Source organism: Nesterenkonia sp. F (genome assembly GCF_000220985.1).
GTDB lineage: Bacteria > Actinomycetota > Actinomycetes > Actinomycetales > Micrococcaceae > Nesterenkonia.
On record NZ_AFRW01000025.1, the window covers coordinates 1 to 25,409 of the forward strand.

Annotated in this window: 20 protein-coding genes and 1 riboswitch; of the genes, 10 read left to right on the forward strand and 10 right to left on the reverse strand. The window is 71.9% G+C overall.

The features are described 5' to 3' along the window. The 4 genes from GU5_RS13720 to GU5_RS0102835 form a co-directional block, all read left to right on the forward strand. The coding region (locus GU5_RS13720; RefSeq protein WP_033227782.1) for an MFS transporter at positions 1-874 on the forward strand (874 nt) is incomplete at its 5' end. Positions 875-976: 102 nt separating this feature from the next. Then, on the forward strand, positions 977-2,176 hold the full coding sequence (locus tag GU5_RS0102825) for a Gfo/Idh/MocA family protein (protein ID WP_010524067.1): 1,200 nt from the start codon (positions 977-979) through the stop codon (positions 2,174-2,176). Between the two features lie 43 nt (positions 2,177-2,219). Next, positions 2,220-3,218, forward strand: coding sequence for a sugar phosphate isomerase/epimerase (locus GU5_RS0102830; RefSeq protein WP_010524068.1), 999 nt, complete (start codon positions 2,220-2,222; stop codon positions 3,216-3,218). A gap of 58 nt (positions 3,219-3,276) precedes the next feature. Next, positions 3,277-3,675: a tautomerase family protein gene (locus GU5_RS0102835; protein WP_010524069.1), complete on the forward strand. Its 399-nt coding sequence runs from the start codon at positions 3,277-3,279 to the stop codon at positions 3,673-3,675. A 46-nt stretch (positions 3,676-3,721) separates the two neighbouring features. Here GU5_RS0102835 and GU5_RS0102840 read toward each other — a convergent pair whose 3' ends face one another. The 4 genes from GU5_RS0102840 to GU5_RS0102855 all read right to left on the reverse strand — a co-directional run bounded on the left by GU5_RS0102840 (position 3,722) and on the right by GU5_RS0102855 (position 7,630). Beyond that, entirely contained in the window at positions 3,722-4,741 is a 1,020-nt protein-coding gene (locus GU5_RS0102840; protein WP_010524070.1) for a Gfo/Idh/MocA family oxidoreductase, read from the reverse strand. Between the two features lie 106 nt (positions 4,742-4,847). Next, the gene (locus GU5_RS0102845; RefSeq protein WP_010524071.1) at positions 4,848-5,849 is read right to left on the reverse strand and encodes a Gfo/Idh/MocA family oxidoreductase; all 1,002 of its coding nucleotides are present in this window, start codon (positions 5,847-5,849) and stop codon (positions 4,848-4,850) included. 39 nt (positions 5,850-5,888) lie between these two features. Next, complete coding sequence (iolB, locus tag GU5_RS0102850) at positions 5,889-6,845, reverse strand: 5-deoxy-glucuronate isomerase (protein ID WP_010524072.1); 957 nt, start codon at positions 6,843-6,845, stop codon at positions 5,889-5,891. Positions 6,846-6,892: 47 nt separating this feature from the next. Next, entirely contained in the window at positions 6,893-7,630 is a 738-nt protein-coding gene (locus tag GU5_RS0102855; RefSeq protein WP_010524073.1) for a GntR family transcriptional regulator, read from the reverse strand. Between the two features lie 198 nt (positions 7,631-7,828). Here GU5_RS0102855 and GU5_RS13725 point away from each other — a divergent pair, with 198 nt between their 5' ends. From GU5_RS13725 to GU5_RS0102875, 3 genes are all read left to right on the forward strand, one after another. After that, positions 7,829-8,389, forward strand: coding sequence for a hypothetical protein (locus tag GU5_RS13725; protein WP_010524074.1), 561 nt, complete (start codon positions 7,829-7,831; stop codon positions 8,387-8,389). Next, positions 8,370-9,203: a PfkB family carbohydrate kinase gene (locus GU5_RS0102865; RefSeq protein ID WP_010524075.1), complete on the forward strand. Its 834-nt coding sequence runs from the start codon at positions 8,370-8,372 to the stop codon at positions 9,201-9,203. The genes GU5_RS13725 and GU5_RS0102865 overlap by 20 nt, the downstream gene beginning before the upstream one ends. Positions 9,204-9,912: 709 nt before the next feature. Further along, a complete protein-coding gene (locus GU5_RS0102875; protein WP_010524076.1) occupies positions 9,913-10,647 on the forward strand; it encodes a response regulator transcription factor in 735 nt (244 codons plus the stop codon). A 13-nt stretch (positions 10,648-10,660) separates the two neighbouring features. Here the strand turns inward: GU5_RS0102875 and GU5_RS0102880 are convergent, their stop codons facing one another. From GU5_RS0102880 to GU5_RS0102890, 3 genes are read right to left on the reverse strand one after another with little or no spacing between them, the layout of a single operon-like run. Next, positions 10,661-13,063 (reverse strand): GNAT family N-acetyltransferase, encoded by a 2,403-nt coding sequence (locus tag GU5_RS0102880; protein WP_237704656.1) that lies wholly within the window; start codon positions 13,061-13,063, stop codon positions 10,661-10,663. Continuing rightward, entirely contained in the window at positions 13,060-14,418 is a 1,359-nt protein-coding gene (locus GU5_RS0102885; protein WP_010524078.1) for a lysine N(6)-hydroxylase/L-ornithine N(5)-oxygenase family protein, read from the reverse strand. The genes GU5_RS0102880 and GU5_RS0102885 overlap by 4 nt, the downstream gene beginning before the upstream one ends. Then, on the reverse strand, positions 14,415-15,917 hold the full coding sequence (locus GU5_RS0102890) for an aminotransferase class V-fold PLP-dependent enzyme (protein WP_010524079.1): 1,503 nt from the start codon (positions 15,915-15,917) through the stop codon (positions 14,415-14,417). Before GU5_RS0102890 ends, GU5_RS0102885 begins: the two co-directional genes overlap by 4 nt. 300 nt (positions 15,918-16,217) lie before the next feature. Between GU5_RS0102890 and GU5_RS0102895 the strand changes: the two genes are divergently transcribed. Continuing rightward, on the forward strand, positions 16,218-17,453 hold the full coding sequence (locus GU5_RS0102895) for an acyl-CoA dehydrogenase family protein (protein ID WP_010524080.1): 1,236 nt from the start codon (positions 16,218-16,220) through the stop codon (positions 17,451-17,453). Between the two features lie 11 nt (positions 17,454-17,464). Further along, positions 17,465-18,025, forward strand: coding sequence for a dihydrofolate reductase family protein (locus GU5_RS0102900; RefSeq protein WP_010524081.1), 561 nt, complete (start codon positions 17,465-17,467; stop codon positions 18,023-18,025). 18 nt (positions 18,026-18,043) lie between these two features. Here the strand turns inward: GU5_RS0102900 and gcvT are convergent, their stop codons facing one another. The 3 genes from gcvT to GU5_RS0102915 all read right to left on the reverse strand — a co-directional run bounded on the left by gcvT (position 18,044) and on the right by GU5_RS0102915 (position 23,621). After that, positions 18,044-19,213, reverse strand: coding sequence for a glycine cleavage system aminomethyltransferase GcvT (gcvT, locus tag GU5_RS0102905; RefSeq protein WP_010524082.1), 1,170 nt, complete (start codon positions 19,211-19,213; stop codon positions 18,044-18,046). 138 nt (positions 19,214-19,351) lie between these two features. Then, a complete protein-coding gene (gcvP, locus tag GU5_RS0102910; protein WP_010524083.1) occupies positions 19,352-22,336 on the reverse strand; it encodes an aminomethyl-transferring glycine dehydrogenase in 2,985 nt (994 codons plus the stop codon). Between the two features lie 191 nt (positions 22,337-22,527). After that, positions 22,528-22,625, reverse strand: a riboswitch (glycine riboswitch). A gap of 51 nt (positions 22,626-22,676) precedes the next feature. Continuing rightward, positions 22,677-23,621 carry a DUF368 domain-containing protein gene (locus GU5_RS0102915; RefSeq protein WP_010524084.1) on the reverse strand — a complete coding sequence of 315 codons (945 nt, stop codon included), beginning with the start codon at positions 23,619-23,621 and terminating at the stop codon, positions 22,677-22,679. A 247-nt stretch (positions 23,622-23,868) separates the two neighbouring features. On the opposite strand from GU5_RS0102915, the gene GU5_RS0102920 reads away from it, so the two are divergent. Beyond that, positions 23,869-25,347 carry a sodium/glutamate symporter gene (locus tag GU5_RS0102920; protein WP_010524085.1) on the forward strand — a complete coding sequence of 493 codons (1,479 nt, stop codon included), beginning with the start codon at positions 23,869-23,871 and terminating at the stop codon, positions 25,345-25,347. Positions 25,348-25,409 lie beyond the last annotated feature (62 nt).

Below are 25,409 nucleotides of genomic sequence, written 5' to 3' on the forward strand. Positions count from 1 at the left end.
GGTGCTCTTCACCATCGGCCTGTTCTTCATCTGGGAGACGCCGCGCTGGCTGGTCAAGAAGGGTCGCGAGGACGAGGCGAAGCAGGTGCTGCTCTACGACCGCACCGAGGAGGAGGCCGCCCGCGAGCTGGACGAGATCCACGTGATCCAGCAGGCCGAGGAGGCCGCCGGCGCGCAGAACCTCAAGGCGCTGCTGCAGGCCTGGGTCCGCCCGATCCTCATCGTCGGCCTCGGCCTCGCGATCCTGCAGCAGATCATGGGCATCAACTCGATCATCTACTACGCACCGACCACGCTGCAGAACGTCGGCTTCTCCGACCAGGCCGCCGTCGCCTCCAACCTGATCATCGGCATCATGAACATCCTGGCCGTCTGGCTGGCGCTGACCTATGCAGACCGCTGGGGTCGCAAGCCGCTGCTGATCGCCGGCGCGATCGGCACCTGCCTGAGCCTGGGCGTGCTGGCCTTCACCAACCTGGTGCTGCCCGAGCCCGACGGCTTCGGACTCGTCGGCATCGTCACGCTGATCTGCATGGCCGTCTACATCTTCATGTTCCAGGCCAGCTGGGGCTCGATGGTCTGGGTGATGCTCGGCGAGATCTTCCCGCTGGGCATCCGGGCGGCGGCGATGGGCGTGGCGACCACCGCACTGTGGGTCGGCAACGGCATCGTCGCCCTGGGCTTCCCGCCGGTGCTGGACGCCGTCGGGGTCGGCTGGCTCTTCACCGGCTTCGCCGTCATCTGCCTCGGCGCCCTGATCTTCACCTGGCGGCGCGTCCCGGAGACCAAGGGCCGCTCGCTGGAGGAGATCGAATCCACCTTCCGCAACACCGCCGGCATGCCCGCCGTGCCGAGCCCGAAGCGCATGCGCTGACGACGCCGCGACGCCGCCGGCAGCAGCTGAACCGCACCTGACCCCGCGCTCCGGGCCGTCCTCGCCTCGAGGATGGCCCGGACTCGTCTCCGAGGAGATCCCATGACCGAGAACAGTTCCCTCGGCGTCGCCGTGATCGGCGCCGGCATGGCCGGAGCCGCGCACGCCGCCGCCTGGCGCGCCGCCACCGCCGTCCGCTGCCCGTTCCCCCGCCCTGTACGGCTGGTCGCGATCGCCGACCTGGCCGAGCCGCTGGCCCGGCACGTCGCCGGCCGCTTCGGGTACGAGCGGGTCGAGACCGACTGGCGCGCCCTGCTCGACGCCGAGGACGTCGATGTCGTCTCCGTGGTCGTGGCCAACCGGCTGCATCGTGAGATCGTCGAGGCGCTGCTGGCCGCCGGCAAGCATGTGCTCTGCGAGAAGCCGCTGGCCGACACCCGCGAGGACGCCGAGGCCATGGTCGCCGCCGCCGAGTCCGCCGACTCGGTCGCTCGACTCGGCTACACGTATCGTCGGGCCCCGGGGCTGGCGGCGCTGCGCGAGCTGGTGACATCCGGCGCGCTCGGCGAGGTCGTCCACCTGCACGGCCGCTATCTGGCCGACTACGCCTGCGACCCGCAGGCGCCGATGGCCTGGCGCTTCCGCGGTGAACCGGGTTCCGGGGCACTGGCCGACGTCGGCAGCCACCTGCTCGATTCCGCGGAGTTCCTGGCCGGTCCGATGCGAGCCGTCTCCGGGGCCCGATTCCGCACCGTCGTCGCCGACCGCCCCCTGCCGCTGACCTCCACCGTCGGTCACGGCAAGGTCGCCGTCGGCGACGAGACCGAGCCGGTGACCAACGACGACTGGGCCGGCTTCACGGCGGAGTTCGACGGCGCCGCGGGCACCTTCGAGACCTCTCGGGTCGCCGCCGGCCACCCCAACGGGCTGCGGCTGGAGATCACCGGCCGCGCGGGCGCGGCGGTCTGGGACCAGGAGAACCCGGCCGAGATCCAGCTCCACACCCACGAGATCGGCGGCGGTTCCCCGACGAGCAACGGCTTCCGCACCGTCAAGCTCGGCCCCGAGCACCCGTATATCGGCGAGGGATACGCCATGGCGGCCCCGGGAATCGGCGTCGGGCAGAATGACGGCTTCATCTTCCAGGCGCGCGCCTTCCTCGAGGAGGTCGTCGGACTCGACGAGGAGCAGTCCTGGCCGCGCTGCGCCTCCTTCGCCGAGGGGCTGCGCACCCTCGACCTCATCGCGGCGATCACCGCCTCGGCGACCGCCGAGGGCCGCGAGGTCGCCGTCGCCCGCTGACCCCGTCGGCGGGCCTCCCGCCGACCTTCGAGAGGAGACGCCCATGCATCTGGGCCTGTACACCGCCCCGCTGCACGACCGCTCGCTGGCCGAGGCGCTCGACGTCGTCGCCGGCTGCGGCCTCGACGCCGTCGAGCTCAACTCCGGCGGCTTCCTGCCGGCCGCCCACATCCCGGTCGAGGAGATCGACGCCGATCCCTCGCGGGCGGCCGACTGGCTGCGCACCTTCGAGGGAACCGGCGTGAGCCTGCAGGGGGTGAACTGCAATGGGAACCCGCTGCACCCGGATCCCCGCACCGGAGAGAAGCACGCCGAGGACCTGCGCCGCAGCATCCGTGTGGCGGGCGCGCTGGGCCAGACCCGAGTGGTGTGCATGTCGGGCCTGCCGGCGGCCGAGCCGGGCGGGGGCCAGCCGACCTGGGTCGTCAACGCCTGGTCGTCTCGCGCGCTGGACGTGCTGGAGCATCAGTGGGAGGTCGCCGCGGAGTTCTGGCGCGACATCGATCAGCTGGCCGCCGCGCACGGCGTCACGGTCGCCCTGGAGCTGCACCCGCAGAACCTGGTCTTCAATCCGCCGAGCTTCCTGGAGCTGATCGAGCGCACCTCCGCGACGCACCTCGGCGTCGAGCTCGACGCCAGCCACCTGTTCTGGCAACAGATGGATCCCGTCCAGGTCGTGCGACGCCTGGGACGGCATGTCGTGCATGCCGCGGCCAAGGACGTGCGGATCAACTCCGAGGCCGCCTGGTGCGGCGTGCTGGACAACAGCTTCCGACGGCTCGGTCCGCACGAGCGCCGCACGCAGATCGGGGCCGAGGAGTACGCCAACGAGTGGCCGCAGGACTCCGCCTGGGACTTCGTCGCGCTCGGCCGCGGCCATGGCGCAGAGTACTGGGCGGAGTTCCTCGCCGCGCTGCACGCCGTCGATCCCGACATCGCCGTGCACATCGAGCACGAGGACACCTCGCTCGGCGCCGTCGAGGGCGTGCAGGAGTCCACCGCCGTGCTGCTCGAGGCCGCTCACCGCGCCGGACTGCGCTGACCGCCCGCCCCGCTCGCCGCCCTCCACCTCCCCTCCACCTCTGACGAAGGAGACCCCCATGCCCCTGGTCCGCATCGACCACAGCGACGCCCGTTCCAACCCGCGCGAGATCGCCGACGCCGTCCACCGGGCGATCGTCGAGACCTACGGCATCCCCGAGCGGGACCGCTTCCAGGTGCTCTCGGCCCGCCCGGCCGGGATGATCATCGCCCAGGACGCCGGACTGGGCTTCGATCGGCAGGATCCGGTCATCATCCAGATCTTCACCCAGCGGGGCCGCGACGTCGCGCAGAAGCAGGCGCTCTACGCGGCGATCGCCGCCGCGCTCGAGCCTGTCGGCGTCGCCGGGGCGGACGTGTTCATCGGATACGTGGAGAACGGCCCCGAGGACTGGAGCTTCGGGTTCGGCGCGGCCCAGTACGTCACCGGAGAGCTGGGCGTGCCGCGGACGGACTGAGCCGCGCTCCGACGCCGATTCCGATGCCGATCCGATGCCGAGGGGCTCAGAGCTGCACGCCGCGCCCCTCGGCATCGGCGATCCGTGCCGCGTCGAGGACCTCCAGGGTGTGCACCGCCTGCTCGAGGGTGACGCTGAATGCGCGGCCCTCGGCGAGCGCGGCATGCAGCTCGCGGTAGAAGTCCGTGTAGTCGCCGGCCGCGCTGGGCACCGCGCGGCGACCGGCGTCGGTGGAGAGCACGCCCCAGCGCTCCTCGTCCTCCACGCCCCAGGCCGCGGCGGTGCGCGGGCGCTCGCCGGCCAGGATCTGCTCGGTCTGCACGTCGCGCATCCGGGAGACGTAGGAGCCGTGCTCGGCGTGGACGGTCAGCTCCCGCTCGGTCAGTCGGAAGACCTTGCTGGCGGAGACCTGGCTGAAGACTCCGTCGTGATGGTGCAGGCCGAGCACATACCCGGCGTCGACGTCCTGTCCGTCGATCCTGATGTGGTCCAGATGTGCGTCCACCCGGGCGACCGGGCCGAAGAGATGGGTCATCTGATCGACCTGATGCGAACCCAGGTCGCGCAGCAGCCCGTGGGCGGGACCGGCCTCCAGCGTGTCGGGCTCGTCGACGTCGAAGCGGTTGACCGCCCGTCGGACCGTCCCCAGCTCGCCGGAGGCGAGCACCCCGGCGAGCGTGCGCACGTCGGTGTCCCAGCGCCGATTGTGGAAGACGGTCAGCAGCCGGCCGGCCTCGCGGGCCGCGGCGACGAGCTCGCGGCCGCCCTCGGCGGTGGGGGCGAAGGGTTTGTCGGCGACGACGTGCGCCCCGCCGGCCAGGGCCGCCAGCACCAGCTCGCGCCGGGTCTCCGGCGGCGTGGTGATCACGACGACGTCGACGCCGCGGGCGAGCAGCGCATCGAGGTCGTCGAGGGCCGGCACGCCGGGGGCGTCCTCGGCCAGCTCGGCTCGGCGGGAGGCCGAGCGGGTGACGACGCCGACCAGCTCCCAGTCCTCGGCCGCCTGGATGTAGGGCAGGTGGAAGCGTCGACCGCCGAACCCGAAGCCGACCAGACCGATGCGCATGCGTGCTCCTCTCTCCGCGCCGGACGTGCCGTCCGGCGCTCGTCGTCGGTGATGTCCTGGAGGCAGGCGGCCGTCCTGCCCGGCTCGGAACCGGCTCAGGGCCTGCTCAGCGCCGCACCGGCTCAGTCCGTCCCGTCTCCAGCGAGCGCTGCGCCGCGTCGGCGACCCGCGAGGCGTCGACCGCCTCCTGCGGCGGGCAGGGGTTCTCCCGCACGCCGCGGAGGACCTCGACGAAGGTGAGCATCTCCTCCCGGTAGGCGGAGGCGAAGCGTTCGTGGAAGGTCCTGTGCACCGGCCCCTCGGGGAAGGACACTCCGGCCTCGGCCGAACGACCGGCGTAGCTGGCGTCGAGTCCGACCTGCAGACTGGCCGTCGAACCCTGCAGCTCCAGACGCACGTCGTGGCCGGCCCCGTTGTACCGGGTCGCCGAGACGGTGGCCACGGTGCCGTCGTCGATGGTGACCAGCGCGTGGGCGGTGTCGACGTCGCCGACGGCGCCGATCGCCGGGTCCCCGCGGTTGGAGCCGCGGGCGCAGACCTCGACGATCCGCCGGCCGGTGATCCACTGCAGCGTGTCGAAGTCGTGGACCGAGCAGTCGCGGAACAGTCCGCCGGAGGCGGCCAGGAACTCCACCGGCGGCGGGGCCATGTCGGCGGTGATCGCGCGGATGGTGTGCAACCAGCCCAGGTCCCCGGCCTGCACCGCGCGGCGGGCCTCGCGGTGCCCGGGGTCCAGACGCCGCTGATGGCCGATCTGCACCGTCGCGCCGGCGGCCTCGACGGCCTCGAGCACCGGCAGCGCGGCCTCGACCGTCTCGGCCACCGGCTTCTCGCAGAAGACCGGGATCGACGCCGCGACGGCGCGCAGGATCAGCGGGGCATGCTGGGAGGTGCCCACGGCGATGACCACCCCGTCGGGGCGCTCGGCGAAGAGCGCATCGACGTCGGCGGCGGCGCGGGCTCCCAGGGGCTCGGCGACCGCGGCCGCCGGGGCGGCGTCGACGTCGGCGACGATCAGCTCGACGCCGTCGGCGGCGAGCGCGGCGAGGTGCTCGGCGTGCATGGCGCCGATGCGTCCGGCGCCGATCAGTCCGATGCGGGTGGTCATCGTCGTCTCGGTCCTCCGCAGATCAGGGGTTCGGGCGACTCAGCCGTCGAAGGGCAGCCGCGGGTCGACGTCCTGGTGCTCCCAGGTCTTCCGGATCCAGCCGTGGTGCGGATCGTCGCTGATCAGCCACTTCCGCACCGGGCCGGGACCGGCCATCACGTTGAGGTAGTACATGTCGTGGCCGGGCGGGGTCATCGCCGGACCGTGCCAGCCATGCGGCACCAGGACGACGTCGCCCGAGCGGACCTCGGCGGTCACATCGATCTCGCGGTCGTCGGAGGCGTAGACCCGCTGGTACCCCATCGCGTCCGCACCGCCCTCGGCCTCGCTGGGGATCGGCATGTCCTTCGCCGTCTGCATCTCGAAGTAGTAGATCTCCTCCAGAGCAGTCTCGCCCTCGGCCTCCTCGTCGTGCTTGTGCGGCGGGTAGGAGGACCAGTTGCCGTGCGGGGTGAGCACCTCGCAGACGATGAACCGGTCGGCCTCCAACGTCGCCGGAGTGCCGAAGTTGCGCACCTCCCGGGAGAGCTGGCCGGCGCCGCGCAGCTCCACGGGGATCTCGTCGAGGCTCAGGTGCCGGACCGGGTAGGCCTGAGAGGCCGGGGCCGAGGCCACCGCGACGCGGCCGCCGGCGACCGAGCGGATCGTCGCCGCCCGCCGCACGCCGGTGTAGAGCACGTCGCTGGCTCCGGCGAAGACCGAGGCGCGGCCGGCCAGCTCATAGGTGCCGTCGTCGTCGGCGCCGTCCTGGGCGACGACGTCGACGCTGAACGCGCCGGACAGCGGGATGACGATGCGCTCCTCCTGCTGCGCGGCGAGCGCGACCTCGCCGCCGGCGGGCAGATCGGCCACGCGCAGCCCGGTGTGCGTCCAGCCGGGCGGCCGGACGACGGACTCCTGGGTGCCCAGATCGACGAACCAGTCCCCCTGCGCGGCGTCGCCGGCGCGGTGGAACCAGGGCGAGGGCTGCGGGACACGGGTGCTCTGCGAAGTCATCGGCGGGGTCCTTCCTGGGTGTGGTCCTGGAATGCGGTCGCGGGGTGTCAGTTCACGAGGGTGGTGTCGAAGGAGTACCGGTCGGCGCGGTAGAGATGATGGCCGCATTCGACGGCGCGCCCGCCGCTGTCCAGCGCGGTGCGGTCCATGGTCACCAGCGGATCGCCGGTCTCGACGCCGAGCAGCTTCGCCTGGCGCGCGTCGGCGACGTCGGCGCCGACACGCTGGTGAGCCATGCGGAAGTCGACGCCGGCCGTGCGCAGCAGGTTGTAGAGCCCGCCGGCGGCGAGCGTCTCGCGGGAGAACTCGGCGACGTGCGGCGGCACCCAGTTCTCCATCAACGCCAGCGGACGCTCGTCCACCGAGCGCAGCCGGACCACGTGCTGGACCTCCTCGCCGACGCGCAGCTGCAGCCTCTCGGCGACGTCGGCGGAGGCCGGCACGCGCTCCAGCGAAAGGACCTCGGTGCGCTGGACGGCCCCCTCGGTCTGCAGGTCGTCGTAGAGGCTGGACAGTCGCAGATTGCGGCGGACCGGAGCACCGACCACCTGGGTGCCGACGCCGCGACGACGGACGACGAGCCCGTCGCGCACCAGCTGGTCCATGGCCTGGCGCATCGTCGGCCGCGAGAGATTGAACCGCTTGGCGAGGTCGATCTCGTTCTCCAGCTTGGTCTCCGGCGGCAGAGTGCCGTCGCGGATGGCCTGCTCCAGAGCCGAGGCGACCTGGTGGTACAGCGGGACCGGCGACGAGCGGTCCAGGGTGATCTCGAGCTGATCGGACACGGCATGTCTCCTTCGTGGTCGTATTGTCACTTTGTCATGACATTCGCAGGTTGTGAAGTCCCTCTCCCGGCCGGCTGCGCCGGCGGCCTGCGCCCCGCACCCCGTCGACGGCCGTCGACGGCACCCGGCCCACGTCCAGACGACGACGGTAGAATAGGACGCCGCCCGCCCCTGCCCCGCGCCGTCGAAAGGGACCTGATGACGACTCCCGCCCCCGAGAAGACTCCGCGGCGCCGTCGCCCCCGCCGCCGGCCCGACGCCGGCCCGCGCCCGCGACTGCGTCTGGGCCTGTTGGGCTGGGCGGTGTCCTGGCTGCTGCCGACGGCCATCATGGGGGCCGTGCTGCTGAGCCTGACCCTGGTGCCGGGCCTCGACGCCGACGGGTACCTGGCCCCGCTGATCCCGCTGGTCGGCGGCGCCGCCGTCGTCGTGGGCATCCCCGGCACGCTGCTGGTCGGATGGTTCTACCGCCACCACCTGAACCCGGTGATCCATGTGCTGGGCTATGTGCTGGTCGGCCTGCTCCACGGGCCGGTGGTGCTGCTGGCCGGGCCCCAGGGCCTGGTGCCGATGCTGATTCCGATCGTCGGCTTCCCCGCCGGCATCCTGCTGGGCGCCGGCCGCTGGATCGCCCAGCCGCTCGCCCGGGTCGAGGACCCGACCGCCGAGGTCGATGCCGAGGGCGGGGGCGAGGCCCATGCCGAGACCGACGCCGAGACGACCGCACGAGGAGATGCCGATGTCCGCACCGACGGCTGAGACCGCCCGCCCGCCGATGACGCTGACGATCGCCGGCTCCGAGGCCACCGGCGGCGCCGGGGCGCAGGCGGATCTGAAGACCTTCCAGGAACTGGGGAGCTTCGGCATCGCCGCACTGACCTGCATCGTGGCCTTCGATCCGAAGAACGACTGGAACCACCGCGTCACACCGGTCGACACCCAGGTCATCGCCGACCAGATCGAGGCGACCTTCGCCGACTACGGCCCCGAAGCCCTGGACACGGTGAAGCTGGGGATGATGGGCAGCCCGGAGACGATCGCGACCGTCTCAGCCGCCCTCGCCGCGCGCCGCCCCGCCCACGTGGTGCTGGACCCGGTGCTGATCTGCAAGGGCCAGGAGCCCGGCCATGCGCTGGAGACCGACGAGGCGCTGAAGGCCGAGCTGCTGCCGCAGGCGACCTTCGTGACCCCGAACCACTTCGAGACCGAGCAGCTCTCCGGAAGGACGGTCGAGACGGTGGAGGACCTGCAGGACGCCGCCGAGGAGATCCGTCGGATCTCCGGCGCGGCGGTGCTGGCCAAGGGCGGCGTCCGACTGGCCGGCGCCGACGCCGTCGACGTGTTCGTCGGCGAGGAGGGCGCCGAGGTGCTGCGTGCTCCGAAGAACGGCGAGCACGCCGTCTCCGGCGCGGGCTGCTCGCTGGCCGCCGCCGTCGCCGCGCTGCTCTCCCAGGGAGCGAGCCCGCGCGAGGCCGCCCGCCGGGCCAAGGAATTCGTCACCGCCGGCATCGGCCAGCGCGTCGCCGGGGGCACGCCCTTCGACGCGCTGTGGCAGGGCGGTCTGCGCCGCTGAGCGAGATGACGCCCGGATGTCCCGGAGCTTTCGCAGGATCACCGCGCTGAAGACTGAGGATCCTGCGAAAGCTCGGGGACGATGCGACGACCCGGCGATCCCCATGAGACGAACGAAGAGCCCGGGCGATGCCGTTCCCATCGCCCGGGCTCAAGCTGACTGAGCCGTTGTTCCGACCTGTTGCACCGTAGATCGGAGCGTCTCGAAGCCAGCCCCTCGATCACGTACACCTGTTTCTGTACGCCACGTCTCATTCTGGCAGGGCCGACGATCCCGCCGCTATTGGACTTTCGTCTACAGTTTCTTCGACCGGGGCGGCGGACCGTGCGGTGTCGGCCCCGCGTCGGCCCCGCGTCGGCCCCGCGTCGGACCCGCGTCGGACCCGCGTCGGGCCCGCGTCGGGCCCCTCGGAACGACCACGGTGCCGGGCGCATCAGACACTGTCGGCAGCGGTCACTCCGCACTCCGTGACGACCACCCACGCGTGGCGTTGCACCGAATCCGATGGAGCGACCACCAGGACGAACAGCAGGACGAAGAGTCCACCTCGCATGCTCTCCACCGCCCCATGCACGTCGCCAGCGCGCCGCCGGCCCCGGCGACGCACCTGATGGCGGGACCCGAGCCGTCGACTCCACGACGACGCGGGGACGGTCGGCCGGCCGCGATGGCCACCGACGATCGGCTCAGCCCATCTAGAATCGTGGCCATGGGTCACTCCGAGGACGCCGAGCCCGCCGCCGGCCGACACGCAGCGCACCGCCCCGACGACGCGCCGGTGCGGGTGCTCGTCGTCGACGACCACCCGCTGATGTCGATGGCGCTGCGCACCTATGTGGACAACACCGACGGCATGGACTGCCTCGGCGAGGTCCGCGACGGCGAGGCCGCCGTGCGCGACGCGGTGCGGCATCGCCCCGACGTCGTCGTGATGGACCTCCACATGCCCGGCATGGACGGCATCGAGGCCACCGAGCAGATCACCTCGCGCTGCCCGGAGGTCTCCGTCCTGGCGGTGACGACCTTCTCCACCGAGCGCTACGTGATCCCGGCGCTGCGTGCCGGCGCCGGCGGCTACATCGTCAAGGACTCCGAGCCCGAGGAGATCCTCTCGGCCATCCGTGAGGTCGCCGACGGCGCGGCGCCCTTCTCCCCCGCCGTCGCCCGGGATCTGATGCTCTCGGTCCGCGACGAGCCGACCCACGTCGACGCCGCCCTGCGCCGGTTCCCCGAGCCGCCGCAGATCCCCGCCCGCGAGCTGGAGGGCCTGCGGCTGCTGGCCAGCGGACATTCGAACCAGGAGATCGCCCAGCAGATGGTCATCTCCGAGGCGACGGTCAAAGCGCACATGGGCCGACTGATGCAGCGCCTGGAGGTCCGCGACCGGGTCCAGCTGCTCATCCGCGCGACCCTGCTCGGCCTCGTCGAGCCGTCGCTGGACTGACCCGCCGTCGCGCTCAGCCGGCCACCGGGTTCTCCAGCCGGCCGGCGCGGATCATCGAGCCCGAGGCATCCTGCAGATCGACCATCTGCCGGGTGTTGCGCAGCTGCAGCCGGTTCAGGCAGTGATGGACGAAATCCGGCACCCGCAGGTCCAGCCGCCGGCGCCGGCGCAGATCGAGCCCTTCATGCTCGGCCAGCACCGCCGAGACCGTCGCCCAGAAGCCCTCCTCCTCCAGCACCCCGTCGACGGCGAGGAGCGCGGCCAGATGCCGCAGCACCCCGTCGAAGACGTCGGTGAAGATCACCTGGGCGGCTTCGGCATCGTCGACGACGTGCCGGATCCGCTCGATCTCCGCGGGCAGCTCGCGGTGTCCGACCACCGCGGCCTCCTCGCCGATGTCCTTCATGAAGGCGCCGACCACGCGGCCGGCGTCCAGCCGCAGGATCAGATTCTCACCATGGGGCATGAACGCCAGCTCGTGGACCTCCAGGCAGTGCACCACCGGCAGCAGGTAGGCCCGCAGCAGCTCGGCGAGCCAGTCGGCGGCGGTCAGTCCGGAACGGGCGATCAGCGCCGCGGCCGCTGAGGCCCCGGCGTCGTCGCGATGCAGCAGCGCCGCCAGCGTCATCAGCCGCTGGCCGGCCGGCAGCTGCGGCAGCGGGCTCTCCCGCCAGAGCGCGGCGAGCATCTTCTGCTGGTCGGAGCCCACGGGACTGCGGTGATACGCGTCGCCGGTGAAGCCGATCGCGGCATGTTCGCGCAGCACCTCGAAGCCGGCGCCGCGCAGGAAGGCATCACCGCGGACCTCGGCGGCGACCCAGTCGTTCACCGCCGGAGTCGCCCGCATATAGGCCGGCGAGAGCCCGCGGAGGAAGCCCATGTTCTGGATCGACAGCGCCGTCTTCACATAGGAGCGTTCCGGAGCGGTGCGGCTAAACCCGGTGCGGATCGACTGCTGGGGCTGGTGCTCGTCGCCGCCCTCGCCGAGGACCACCAGGTCGCGCCGGGCGAGCTCCGGAGCGAAGCTCACCGCGACGCGGTGCTGGAACTGCCAGGGGTGCACCGGCAGCCAGAGATAGTCCCGAGGATCCAGGCCGAGGGCTGCCAACCGGGCGACGAACCGCTCCCGGGTCTCCGCATCGAGCTCGGCGGCGTAGTGGGCCTCCTCGCCGAGCCCCTCGGCAGTGGACAGCAGCGTGTGCTCGCGGCGGGCCGCCAGCCAGACGTGCCGGAAGGTGCGACCGGTCTCCGGGGCATACGCGCCGAACTCCTCGAGGCCGAAGCCGATCCGCCCGTTGGTGGCCACGAAGCTGGGGTGCCCCTCGGTCATCACCGCCTCGGTCTGCTGGAAGTCCGCCGCGACGTCGACGTCGGTCCGGCCGCGGGCCAGCTGCGCGGCGCTCGGCCCGCCGCGGTGGTGCTTATACGCCGCACTGGCCAGCGTGGAGGCCAGCTCCTCCAGATAGGTGCCCAGCAGGTCGTCGGGGATCTCCAGCGCCTGATGCAGCTCGATCACCAGCTGCTGGGCATCCAGCGGGAGATCCGCGCCCTCGGCATCCTCCCGGACCAGACTCGACTCGTCCACCGCCCAGTGGTGCAGTGCGAACCGGCGGGCGGCGAAGCGCCAGCGGCTCGCCACGGTGTCGAGCACCCAGCGTTCCGCCGCGCCGTCGGGCTCCGGGACGATCAGCCGTTCATGGCTGAACTCGGCCAGCGCCTTGGCCACCAGATGCCGCTGAGCGGACTCCAGATGCTCGGGGCGCAGATGCGGCACCTGCGCCGCGGCTCCGGCCGGCTCGGGTCCCTGGGCGCGCACGGCGCGGGCCCGCTCGGCGTCGAGCACGCTCAGCGCCGCTCGCTTGCCCGGCAGATCGACCTCGCGGAGCACCTCGAAGCCGACCTCGGCGTTCTTCGCCGCCACGGCGGCGTTGCCGACGTCGGGCTCGACGACGATCCGCCGCGCACCCAGCGCCTGGAAGCAGTGGTCGACGACGGCGCGCATGATCGCCGAGGTCAGCCCGGGCCGCCGGGCTCCGGAGCCCGCAGGCGGCGGGGCGACGAGCAGGTGCATGCCGATGTCGCCCTCTCGGGCGGCGAACACCTCGTCCAGCAGCACCCGGGCGGGATCGTAGGTCTCTGCATAGGCCAGCGGCTCACCGTGCTCACGGATCACCCAGCCACTCTGGGCGTCGTCCTCGGACAGCTCCGTCAGATGATCGCGCACCTGGTCGACGCTCAGGTGCCCCATCTGCCAGAAGACTGAGGCCGGATGCGCCAGCCACGCGGTGACCGTCGCCGCATCGGCGTCGGGCTCCACGGGAGTGAAAGTCAGCTCCTCCGGCCGCGGCGTCGGCGCCGGGGCTGCGCCCTCGGACCTCTCGGCGGCCTCGGGGACGGCAGTGGTCAGGGGCATCATCGCGGCACCTCCGTGCTGGTGGGGACTCCGAACTGCTGGAAGGCGACGCGGCGCTCCAGCGGATAGGGCTCGCGGCCGGTGATCGAGGCGAGGATCGATGCGCTGCGCCAGGCCCCCATGCCCAGATCCGGGGCGGTGAGCCCATGGGTGTGCTCCTCGCCGTTCTGCACGAAGATCCGCTCGCCCAGAGCATCGACGTGGTAGTCGCGGGCGACGGCGAGCCGACCGGCGGCGTCGCGACGGATCAGGTGCTCCACGCCGTCGAGCATGCGCGGCGCGCGCGGGGCGTAGCCGGTGGCCAGCACCAGCTGCTCGGCGGTGCGGGAGACGGTCTCGCCCAGCTGTCGATGCCGCAGGGTGAGCTCCACACCCTCACCCGAGCCGGCCTCGGCCCCGTGCACCGGCCGCGCGGCGGTGACCTCGGAGTCGGTCAGCAGCGTGGTGGGCACTGTCCGATGAGCGCTGTGCCGGTAGAGGGCGTCGTGGATCCGATCGATCATCTCGGCGCTGATGCCCTTGTACAGACCGCGCTGCTCCCGGGTGAGCTGGTCGCGCAGCGGCTCGGGCAGCGCGTGGAAGTGGTCGGTGTACTCCGGGGAGGTCATCTCCAGGGTGAGCTTGGTGTCCTCCATCGGGAAGAACCGCGGCGACCGGGTGATCCAGTCCAGCCGGTAGCCGTGCTCGCCCTGCCGCTCGAGCAGATCCAGGTAGATCTCGGCGGCGGACTGCCCGCTGCCGATCACCGCGATGGACTCGGCGTCCAACAGCTGTTCGCGGGCGGGCAGGTACTCGGCCGCGTGCCGGGCGGAGGCCCCGAGCCCGCGCAGCGGCTCGGGGACGTGCGGGGCGGTGCCGATGCCCAGCACCACGTGCCGGGCCCGGCGAACCTCCACGCCCTCGGCGGTCACGGCGGTGACGGTGAACAGATCGGACTGCGGATCATGCTCGACCGACTCGACCTGCCGGCCCCAGCGCAGACTCTCCAGCTGCTCGGCGGCCCAGCGGCAGTAGGCGTCGTACTCGCTGCGCAGCGGGTGGAAGTCCTCGCGGATGTAGAAGGGGTAGAGCCGCCCGGTGTGCTTGAGCCAGTTCAGGAAGGAGTACCGCGAGGTCGGATCCGCCATGGTCACCAGATCGGCCAGGAAGGGGACCTGGATCGTGGCGTCGTCGAGCATCATGCCGTGGTGCCAGGCGAAGCCGTCGCGGCTGTCGAGGAAGACGGCGTCGACGTCGTCGAGCGGCTCGGCCAGGCAGGCCAGCCCGAGGTTGAACGGACCGATCCCGACGCCGATCAGGTCGTGGACTTCGGCGGCATCAGGGTCGGGAGTGCTGGGGGTGCCGGGCGTGCTGCTCATCGGGCGGCCTCCTCGGCGACGGCGCCGTCGACGCCGGCGCGGTGTGCGTGCAGCAGCCGCGCGGCGCCGGCGACCTCCTCCAGCGAGGCGGCCACCTGCTCGACAGTCGTCTCAGGATTCAGCAGTGTGAGCTTCAAGCAGGGCCGGCCGTCGATCACCGTCCGGGCCACCAGCACCCGCCCGGACTCCTGCAGGACCTGACGGACCTGACCGACCAGCGCATCGGCGTCCTGATCGGCGACGCCGGCCGGCTGCCAGCGGAAGAGCACCGTGGACAGGTCCGTCGGGGCGAGCAGCTGCAGTTCGTCATGGGCGGCGACGACGTCGTGGACCGCCTCGGCGAGGTCGATCACCGCGTCCACGCCGCGGCCGACGGCCTCCGCGCCGGTGCCGCGCAGTGTGGCGAGCAGCTTCAGCGCGTCGAAGCGGCGGGTGGTCTGCAGAGACTTGTCGACCTGGTTCGGCTCGGCCGAATCCTCCGGGTTCAGGTAGTCGGCGTGCCAGCGGGCCCGGCCGGCGTCGGCGGGGTCGCGGAGCACCAGCGCCGAGGAGGAGACCGGCTGGAAGAAGGTCTTGTGGAAGTCCAGCGTCACGCTGCGCGCCTGGTCGATTCCGTCCAGCAGGCGGCGGCGTCGCGGCGAGACCAGCAGGCCGCAGCCGTAGGCGGCGTCGACGTGGAACCAGACCTGCCGGGCCCGGCAGACCGCGGCGATCGACTCGAGCGGGTCGACGACGCCGCGGTCGGTGGTGCCCGCCGTGGCGGCGACCGCCATCGGGACCCTGCCCTCGGCGGCCAGCGATTCCAGCTCGGCCTGCAGCGCCGCGGGGTCCATGCGCCCCGAGGCGTCGACGGCGACGCCGCGCACCGCGTCGTCGGCCAACCCCAGCAGCAGCGCGGACTTGGCGATGCTGAAGTGGCTCTCGGCGCTGGTCAGGATCGCCAGACGCTGCTGGCGCATCGCCCGCGAGCTGCCGGACGCTCCGCTCAGCGCGGCCTCGCGGGCCAGGAAGAGCGCCTGCAGGTTGGACTGGGTGCCGCCGGAGGTGAAGATGCCGTCGGCGGCCGCGAAGCCCAGGCGTCCGCCGATCCAGTCGATCAGCCGCCGCTCGACGAAGGTGCCGATGCGGGACTGGTCGTAGGTGTCCACCGAGGTGTTGACCGCGGCCAGCACGGCCTCGGCGGCGACGGCGTGGACGTCGACGGGGCAGTTCAGATGGGCCAGATAGGCCGGATGGTGGTACCAGACGATCTCGGAGAGGACGAGCTCGTCGATCTCGCGGAGCACCTCCTCTCCCCCGGCGCCCGGGGAGTCCAGGTCGACGGCGGCCACGCGCTCGGCGAGCTCGCGGGCCGAGGTGCTGGTGGCCGGTGTCTCGACCGCGGCGAACCGGGCGGCGATCCGCTCGGTCGCCTCGGCCATCAGGCTCCGGTATCCGTCGGTGCTCGTCGAGTCGACGAGTCGGGGCTGGTCAGCGATGACATCGTGAGGAGCAGTCATGTGAGGGGAGCATAACTTCAATTACTGTACACACAAGTGACCTATTTTGATCAGCAGAGCCTATAGACCAGCCATCACCGCTGGTCGACGCGCCCCCTCGCCCGCCACGCCGGGCCCGGGCGTCGACGCCCGACACCCTCCACGACTCCCGGTGCACCCCTATAATGTGATAGGAATCACATACCGCGGCTCGCCCCTGCCGCCACCGGTGACTCTCCGGTAACATGAACTGCATCACAGACTATGCGGCGGGCGGAGCACCCTCCTCCCGCCGTCCCCTCGACGCAGGAGGCACCCACCATGCCGTCGCCGCTGGACCCGGAGTACGACGTCACCACTCCCCTGGACCTCGACTACTACGCGGCCTTCGCCGATGTCGGCGCGGCCGACCGCGAGTGGTGGACCCGCGCCCGCGACTTCGTCGACGGCCTCGACGACCGCATGACCGGCCACTGGGAGCGCGGGGAGTACCCGCTGGACCTGCTGCGCGAGGCCGGGAGCCGCGGGCTGCTCACCGACGGCGTCGACGTCGACGGCCTCGGCGAGGAGACCCTCAGCACGCTGTCGCCGCTGGCGGCTGGCCTGGTGACCATGGAGGTCTCCCGCGCCGACGGCTCGCTGGGCACTGCCCTGGCCGTCCAGGGCGGACTGGCGCTGCGCACGCTGGCGCTCTTCGGCTCCACCGAACAGAAGCGCGAGCATCTGGCGGATCTGGCCGCCGCACGGACGCTGGGAGCCTTCGCACTGACCGAGCCGGAGCACGGCTCGGACTCGGTCTCGCTGGAGACCACCGCCCAGCTCGTCGGCGACGACGACAACGGCTACTACGTGCTCAACGGCGCCAAGAAGTGGATCGGCAACGGCGCCTCGGGCGGACTGACCTTCACCTGGGCACGGGTGCAGGGCGGCGCCCACGACGGCGAGGTCCGCTGCTTCCTGGTGGACCAGGACACCCGCGGCTACTCGGCCGAGGTCATCGAGGGCAAGTCCTCACTGCGCGCCATCCATCAGGCGCTGATCCACTACCAGGACGTCGAGCTGCCGCACGATGCAGTGCTGCCGGGCACCGCCGGGTTCAAGGACGCCTCGGCGGTGCTCTTCGCGACGCGGCTGGGCGTCGCCTGGTCGGCGGTCGGCCATGCCTCCGCCCTGGTGGAGGCGGCGCTGAACTACGCGAAGCAGCGCGAGCAGTTCAGCCGTCCGCTGGCCGGCTTCCAGCTCATCCAGGAGCGGCTGACCTGGATGGTCTCGGAGCTGACCTCGATGCAGCTGCATGTCCGCCGGGTGACCGAGCTCGACGCCGCCGGACGGCTCTCCGGAGCGCAGGCCTCGATGGCGAAGTACCACAACACCCGCAAGGCCCGGGCGATCGCCCAGGTCGCCCGTGACATGCTCGGCGGCAACGGCATCCTGCTGAAGAACAAGGTCGCCCGGCACATGGCCGACGTCGAGGCGATCCACACCTACGAGGGCACCGAGTCGGTGCAGAGCCTGATCATCGGTCGGGACCTCACCGGCTTCTCCGCCTTCGCCTGAGGAGCCCGAGCATGCTGATCCTCTCCATGGGCGCCTCGGTGGACGGCTTCATCGCCGACCGCACCGGGTCCTTCGACTGGTCGGCGCCCGACGATGAGCTGTTCGGCTTCCACCTCGACAGCGTCGCCGCACTGAGCGCCTGCGTCTGCGGTCGCCGGCTCTACGAGACGATGCTGCCCTGGGAGACCGATCCCGCGATGCGCGACGGCGAGCTGACCGCGCGATTCGCCGATGTCTGGTCCGCTCTGCCGAAGATCGTGTTCAGCCGCACGCTGCGGCGCGTGGAGGGCAACGCCCGGCTGGCCGAGAGGCCGCTCGCCGAGGAGGTCGCCGCCGTGCGCGCCGCGACCGACGGGGGCGTGGAGATCGGCGGCGCCGACGTCGCCGGGCAGGCGATCGAGCAGGGCCTGGTCGACGAGTTCCGGATCTTCCGCCTCCCCGTCATCGTCGGCGGCGGCACGCCGCTGCTGCCGCCGGTCGAGGAGACCGTCGCGCTGGAGCTCGTCGAGTCCCGGACATTCTCCGCGCAGGTGGTCTACGAGCGGTACCGCCGCGCCGACGCCCCCGCGTGACCGACGCCGCCCGACGGCTCAGCGGACTTTCGAGTGGAACGGCATCTCGACGACCTCGACGGGCTGGGGCTTGCCACGCACGTCGATCGCCAGCCGCGTGCCCGCTGCGGTACAGTCGACGTCGACGTAGGCCATCGCGATCGGATGTCCCAGCGTCGGGCTGGGCATCCCGGAGGTGACCTCGCCGATGATCCGCGGGCCGGCGTCGTCGGCGGCGGCGTCCTCGACCTCCGGCAGCTGCACGGCCTGCCCGGCCCGTCCGGCACGGCGCCCCAGGCCCTTCAGCCCGACCAGCCGCTGCCCGGCGGTCTTGCCCAAGCCGGCCTCCTTGGCCTGCTGCAGCGCGGCCCGGCCGACGAAGTCCTCCTCCTTGGAGAAGGAGACCACCGGCAGACCGGCCTCGAAGCTGGTGCGCTCCCGGCTGAGCTCGTGGCCGTAGAGCGGCATGCCCGCCTCCAGCCGCAGCGAGTCGCGGCAGGCCAGCCCGCAGGGCAGAAGCCCGACGTCCTCGCCGCGGGTGCGCAGCGCCCGCCACAGCGCGCCGGCGCGGTCGACGGGGAGGAAGATCTCGAAGCCGTCCTCGCCGGTGTAGCCGGTGCGGGCCAGCAGCACCTGGTCGCCGCCGACGGTGACGGTGTCCACCGCGTAGTAGGGCAGGTTCTCCACGATCGTGGTCTCGTCCATGCGCACCGCCGAGGAGATCAGCTCCTCGGCCCGAGGCCCCTGCACCGCCAGCAGCGCGATGCCCTCGGACTCGTCCCAGATCTCGACGTCGAAGCCTGACGCGCGCTGCTCGAGCGCTGCGACGACGGCCTCGCGATTCGCCGCATTCGGCACGACCAGGTACTCCGCATCCTCGATGCGGTAGCCGATGAGGTCGTCGATCACTCCACCGTCCTCGGCGCAGAGCAGCGAATACTTCGCCTTCCCGTTGCGGATGCGGGCGAAGTCGCCGACCATCGCGGTGTTCAGGAACCTCGCGGCGTCGGGGCCGACCACGCGCACCTCCCCCATGTGCGAGAGGTCGAAGAGCCCGGCGGCGGTGCGCACCGCCTCGTGCTCGGCCAGCTCGGAGCCGTACTTCAGCGGCATCCGCCAGCCGCCGAAGTCGGTGAAGCTCGCGCCGAGCTCGGCGTGCTCGGCGGCCAGCGGGCTCTCGCGCAGGGCGGTCTCGGAGGACTCGGTCATCGGGGTGCTCCTGGTGCTGCTCGTCGTGCGGGTCTCGTGTGCTGGAGTGTCACGCCCGCACCGGGATCTCACGTGCCTGTCCGGACGTGACACCCGGGCGAGGACGTGACACCCGGAGGGGTGCGGCGGAGAAGAGGGTCAGTCGATCTCGAAGGCCTCCGGCGGCGGGCAGCTGCAGACCAGATTCCGGTCGCCGTGGGCGCCGTCGATCCGCGAGACCGGGGCGAAGTACTTGTCCTGGCGCAGCCCGGGCACCGGGAAGGCCGCCTGCTCGCGGCCGTAGACCCGGTCCCAGGAGTCGGCGACGACGACGGCGGCCGGATGCGGGGCGTGCCGCAGCGGCGATTCCTCGACCGGGATCTCGCCGTCGATCACCTCCTGGATCTCCCCGTGGACGGCGATCATCGCCTCGATGAACCGGTCGATCTCCTCCAGGTCCTCGGACTCGGTGGGCTCGACCATCAGCGTGCCGTTGACCGGGAAGGCCAACGTCGGCGCGTGGATGCCGAAGTCGATGAGCCGCTTGCAGACGTCCTCGGCGGTGACTCCGGAGGCCTTCGTCAGCTCCCGCAGATCCAGGATGCACTCATGGGCGACCAGCCCCGGGCGGCCGTCGGCGCTCTCGCCGGTGTAGAGCGTCGGGAAGTGGTCGGCCAGCCGGGCGGAGAGGTAGTTGGCGGTCAGCAGCGCGTGGCCGGTGGCCTGGGTGAGCCCGTCGGCACCCATCATCGCCAGGTAGGCCCAGGAGATCGGCAGCACTCCGGCCGAGCCGTAGGGCGTCGACGTGACAGGCGCCCCGCCGCGGGCCGACTCCGCGACGCGCTCGGCGCCGTGGTCGACGTCGTCGCCGCGGACGCCGTCGGATTCGCCGACCCGGGTGGTGGGCAGATGCTCGACCAGATGCTCGGCCACGGCCACCGGCCCGACGCCTGGCCCGCCGCCGCCGTGCGGGATGCAGAAGGTCTTGTGCAGGTTCAGATGCGAGACGTCGCCGCCGAACTCGCCGGGCTTCGCGACGCCGAGCAGCGCGTTGAGGTTCGCGCCGTCGATGTAGACCTGCCCGCCGGCCTCGTGGACCGCCGCACAGACCTCGCCGACCTCGGGCTCGAAGACGCCGTGCGTGGAGGGGTAGGTGAGCATGATCGCCGCGATCCGGCCGGGATGCGCCGCGATGGTCTCGCGCAGCGCCTCCAGAGACACGGTGCCGTCCTCGGCGGTGGCGACGACGACCACCTGGAGCCCGGCCAGCACGGCCGAGGACGCGTTGGTCCCGTGCGCCGAGGCCGGGATGAGGCAGATGTCGCGGTCGGTCTCCCCGTTCGCCAGGTGGTGGCGGCGGATCGCCAGCAGCCCGGCGTACTCGCCCTGCGATCCGGCGTTGGGCTGCAGCGAGACCTGCGCGTAGCCGGTGGCGGCCTGCAGCCGGGACTCGAGATCGGCGATCAGCGCCCGCCATCCTGCGGTCTGGTGCGCCGGCGCGAAGGGGTGGATGGAAGCGAACTCCGGCCAGCTGATCGCCTCCATCTCGGTCGCGGCGTTGAGCTTCATCGTGCAGGAGCCCAGCGGGATCATCGTCCGGTCCAGAGCCAGGTCCCGGTCGCCGAGGCGCCGCAGGTAGCGCATCATCCGCGTCTCGGAGCGGACGGTGTGGAAGATCGGGTGGGTCATGTACTCGCTGGTGCGCTGCAGGGACGTGACGAACCCGTATCGACGGCCGGTCCCGTCAGGATCTCGACTGCCCGCGACGAAGCCGAAATCCTCCATGCCGAACGCCCTGATGACTGTCACCAGGTGCTCCGCCGTCGTGGTCTCATCCACCGAGATGCTGACCACGGCTTCGCCGACCCGGCGCAGGTTCACCCCTGCGGCCTCGGCAGCGGCGATGACCTCCTGCGCAGTCGCGGGGGAATCCAACCGGACCTGGACCGTGTCGAAGAAGGACTCGGCGACCAGCTCGTGGCCCGCCCTGCGCAGAACCGTGGCGAGCATCCGGGCGTGGTCGTGGACCCCCTCGGCGATCGCCCGCAGCCCCTCGGGCCCGTGGTAGACGCCGTAGAGCCCCGCGGCGACGGCCAGCAGCGCCTGGGCGGTGCAGATGTTCGAGGTGGCCTTCTCCCGCCGGATGTGCTGCTCGCGGGTCTGCAGCGAGAGGCGGTACGCCGGGCGCCCTTCGGCGTCGTGGGAGACCCCGACCAGCCGGCCGGGCAGCTGACGCTGCAGCCCGGAGCGCACCGCCATGTAGGCGGCGTGCGGACCCCCGAAGAACAGCGGCACGCCGAAGCGCTGCGTGCTGCCGATCGCGATGTCCGCGCCCTGCTCGCCGGGCGAGGTGAGCAGCGTGCAGGCCAGCAGATCGGCGGCGACCGCGACCAGCGCCCCGCGCTCCTTGGCCTCGTCGATCAGCGCGCGGTGGTCGACGACGGCGCCGGAGTCGCCCGGCTGCTGCAGCACCACCCCGCACAGCTCGCCCGCGGGGAGTCCCTCGGCGGCCAGATCGACGACGTCGACGGCGAGCCCGAGCGCCTCGGCCCGGCCGGCGACGACCTCGCGGGTCTGCGGCCAGCTGTCGGCGTCGAGGACGATGCGACCGCCGGCGTGCTTCTTGTTGGCCCGGCGCATCAGCAGGATCGCCTCGGCGACGGCGGAGGACTCGTCGAGCAGCGAGGCGTTGGCGATGTCCAGGCCGGTCAGGTCGGCGACCATGGTCTGGAAGTTCAGCAGCGCCTCCAGCCGCCCCTGGGAGATCTCCGGCTGGTAGGGGGTGTAGGCGGTGTACCAGGCCGGGTCCTGGAGCACGTTGCGCAGGATCACCTGCGGGGTGTGCGTGCCGTGGAAGCCCTGCCCGATCATCTGGGTCATCACCGTGTTGCGCCCGGCGTAGCCGCGCAGTGCGGCCAGCGCCTCGTCCTCGGTCAGCGCCTCCGGCAGCTCCAGCGGCCCCTGCTGACGGATCGACGGCGGCACGGCGTCGTCTACCAGCTCGGCCAGCGAGCCGTATCCGAGGGTGTCCAGCATCGTGGCCACCGCCTGCTCGTCGGAGCCCAGGTGGCGGGAGGCGAAGTCGCCGGGCGCGGCGTCGACGGCGGCGGAGAAGGAGTCGGCAGTGCGGTCAGCGGCGGTCATGGGCGGAACCTTCCGGTCACGGAACGTGGGACGCCCTCCCCGCTCTGTACTCGAACGCCGTGCCGGCGTCGACCTGAGAGTTTCACCGACCGACCGGGCCGCTGGCGCGGGTCCGGTCCCGCCGGCTTGCACCGTGGGTGAGCGACGAGGACCGCCCCGTGGCCGGCGTCGTCGCTGCTTTCCAGAGTCGCCACCTCTGCACGGTACGGGGGCCTGAGAGATTCTCGGGGAGGAGATTGCTCCTTCGGCGGCGAGGTCCGGAGACCCCGCGCTCTCCCACACAGAGGACGTGGCGGGTTATTCAGTTCACATCCATTCTGGCACAGCGTCCCGCCGAGGATCAGCCCTGCCGGCGCGCCAGCCGGGCGTCGAGCGCCACCAGCAGTCCGACGACGACGAAGCCGGCCAGCCCGATCCCCAGGACCGCGAGCCAGGCGTCGTCCGGGGCGAGCAGCGCGCGCGACTCGGTCTGCCACGGCCACAGGCTGCGCAGCGCGCCGAGCATCAGCCCGGCCAGCACCACCAGCGTCATCCGCCGGCGGTGGGCCAGCAGCCAGGTGAGCAGCTTGACCAGCACGATCGCCCCGAGCACCATCCCGACCGCGAAGATCCCCAGATAGCCGAGATCGCGCTGATCGACCGCCTGCAGCGTGGGCTCGTAGAGGCCGACGGTGAGCAGCAGGAAGGAGCCGGACAGCCCCGGCAGCATCAGCGCCGACACGGCGACGGCGGCCGCCGGCAGGATGGTCGCCGGCGTCGCCTCGAGCGTCGTCGGCGGCAGCGAGACCAGCCAGAAGGTCAGCACCGCCGCCGCCAGCCCGGCGAGGAGGTGACGCGTCCGCAGCCCGCTCGGCCCGGCCATGCGCAGCGGAACCGCCAGCGAGGCCAGCACCATGCCGAAGAACGCCGCGCGGGTCAGCACCGGGTGGGAGTCGACGGCGGCGGCCATCGGACCGGCGACAGTGAAGACGGCGGCGGCCATGCCGATCAGCACCGGGATGATCAGCCGCCAGCGGACTGCGGCCAGATGCTCGCGGGCCCCGGCGAGCCGCTCCGGACCCAGCAGCAGCCGACGCACGGCGGTGACGACGTGATCTGCGGACTCCAGCAGCTGGGCATAGATCCCGACCACCAGGGCCACCGTGCCGCCGGAGACGCCGGGCACAGTCTCGACCAGCCCGATGAGCGCGCCGCGGACCAGATTCCCGACCGTCGAGGTGCGGCGGGCGGGGAGGGCGGCGGAGTCGGCCGCGGGGGCGGCTCCTCCGTCGTGCTGCTGCGGCATGGCGACCTGACCTTTCACGCCTTACACTGTGGAGCCTGGATCCTGTCGCTCAGCTCACGAGACGCCGATCACGCGACGAACGTCACACTTCTCATCGCTGAGGAGCATGATGCCTCACCGCGACCGAGGCGCACACGGCCAGCACGGATCCGGACTCGGACGACGGGCGCCAGTCTACTGCCCGGAGCCCGCCCCTCGACCCCGCCGCACCCCCTCCTGCCCGGAGAGAGAACGGAGGACATCCTCGATGAGCCCCGACGCGATCGGCTTCGCGATCGTCCTGCTGGCCGCGATCATGCTGGCCGGCAAGTACCTGCGCGTGAAGGTTCCGTTCATCCAGAAGCTCCTGCTGCCCAGCGCCATCATCGCCGGAGTGATCGGCCTGGCCCTCGGACCGCAGGTCGCCGGCCGGCTGGCCGGACCCACCGGCTGGTCCTGGCTGGAGTCCGGCGGGCTGTTCACCACAGAGATCTACGAGATCTGGAGCGCGCTGCCGGGCCTGCTGATCTCGGTGGTCTTCGCGACGCTGTTCCTGGGCAGCCGCATCCCCTCCCCGAAGCGGGTCGCCCGACTCGCCGGCCCGCAGATCTCGGTGGGCATCGCCTACGGCTCGGGCCAGTATGTCGTCGGCATCGGCCTGGCGCTGCTGGTCCTCGGACCGCTGTTCGGCGTCGACCCGCTGCTGGGCGGACTGATCGAGATCGCCTTCGAGGGCGGCCACGGCACCGCCGGCGGCATGACCACCGTCTTCGAGGACATCGGCATCCCCGAGGCCGCCGACCTCGCCCTCGCGATGGCCACCGTCGGCCTGGTCTCGGCGATCGTCATCGGCGTCGCCGTGATCAACTGGGGCGTGCGCACCGGCCGCACCCGCGTGCTCCAGGAGGTCTCGCACCAGTCCCGCGACGAGCTGCGCGGCCTCTACACCGACTCCGAGACCGTCTACGCCGGCCGGATGACCGCCCGTCCGGGCTCGATCGAGCCGCTGACCCTCCACGTCGCCGTCGTCGGCCTGGCGATCATCCTCGGCTGGCTGATGCAGGTGACGCTGGTCGCCGTCGAGGACGCGCTGTGGGGCCGGCCCGACTCGCTGTGGACCGCCGACGGCGGCGAGGGCACCACGCTGCTGGGTTACGTGCCGCTCTTCCCCCTGGCGATGCTCGGCGGCGTGCTGGTGCAGGTGGTCCTCGACCGCACCGGCAGCACGCACCTGATCGACCACGAGATGATGAAGCGCATCCAGGGACTGGCCCTGGACATCCTCATCGTCGCCGCGCTCTCGTCGATCTCGCTGACGGTCATCGCCGACTACTGGCGGACCTTCCTGATCCTCTCGATCGCGGGCGTGGCCTTCTGCATGCTGATGCTGCTGTTCTTCACTCCGCGGATCGTTCCGGCGTTCTGGCTCGAGCGCGGCATCGCCGACTTCGGCCAGTCCATGGGCGTGACGGCCACCGGCCTGGCGCTGCTGCGCGTGGCCGATCCCTACGACGAGTCCCCGGCGCTGGAGGCCTTCGGCTATAAACAGCTGGTCTTCGAACCGTTCTTCGGCGGCGGACTGATCACCGCGATCTCCATCCCGGTGATGGCGACCTTCGGCGTCTGGTGGATCCTGGCGCCGATGGCGGTGGTCTTCGTCGTCTCGATCACGGCGGGGATGATCCACCATCGCGGCGTGCGCAGCGGCCGGTGGAGCGACCCGGCCGCAGAGATGGTCGGCAGGTGATCCCGTCGGCCCACCCTTGACAGGGTCCGACGGCGCGTCGAGAGTCAGGACGAGCGGTGCAC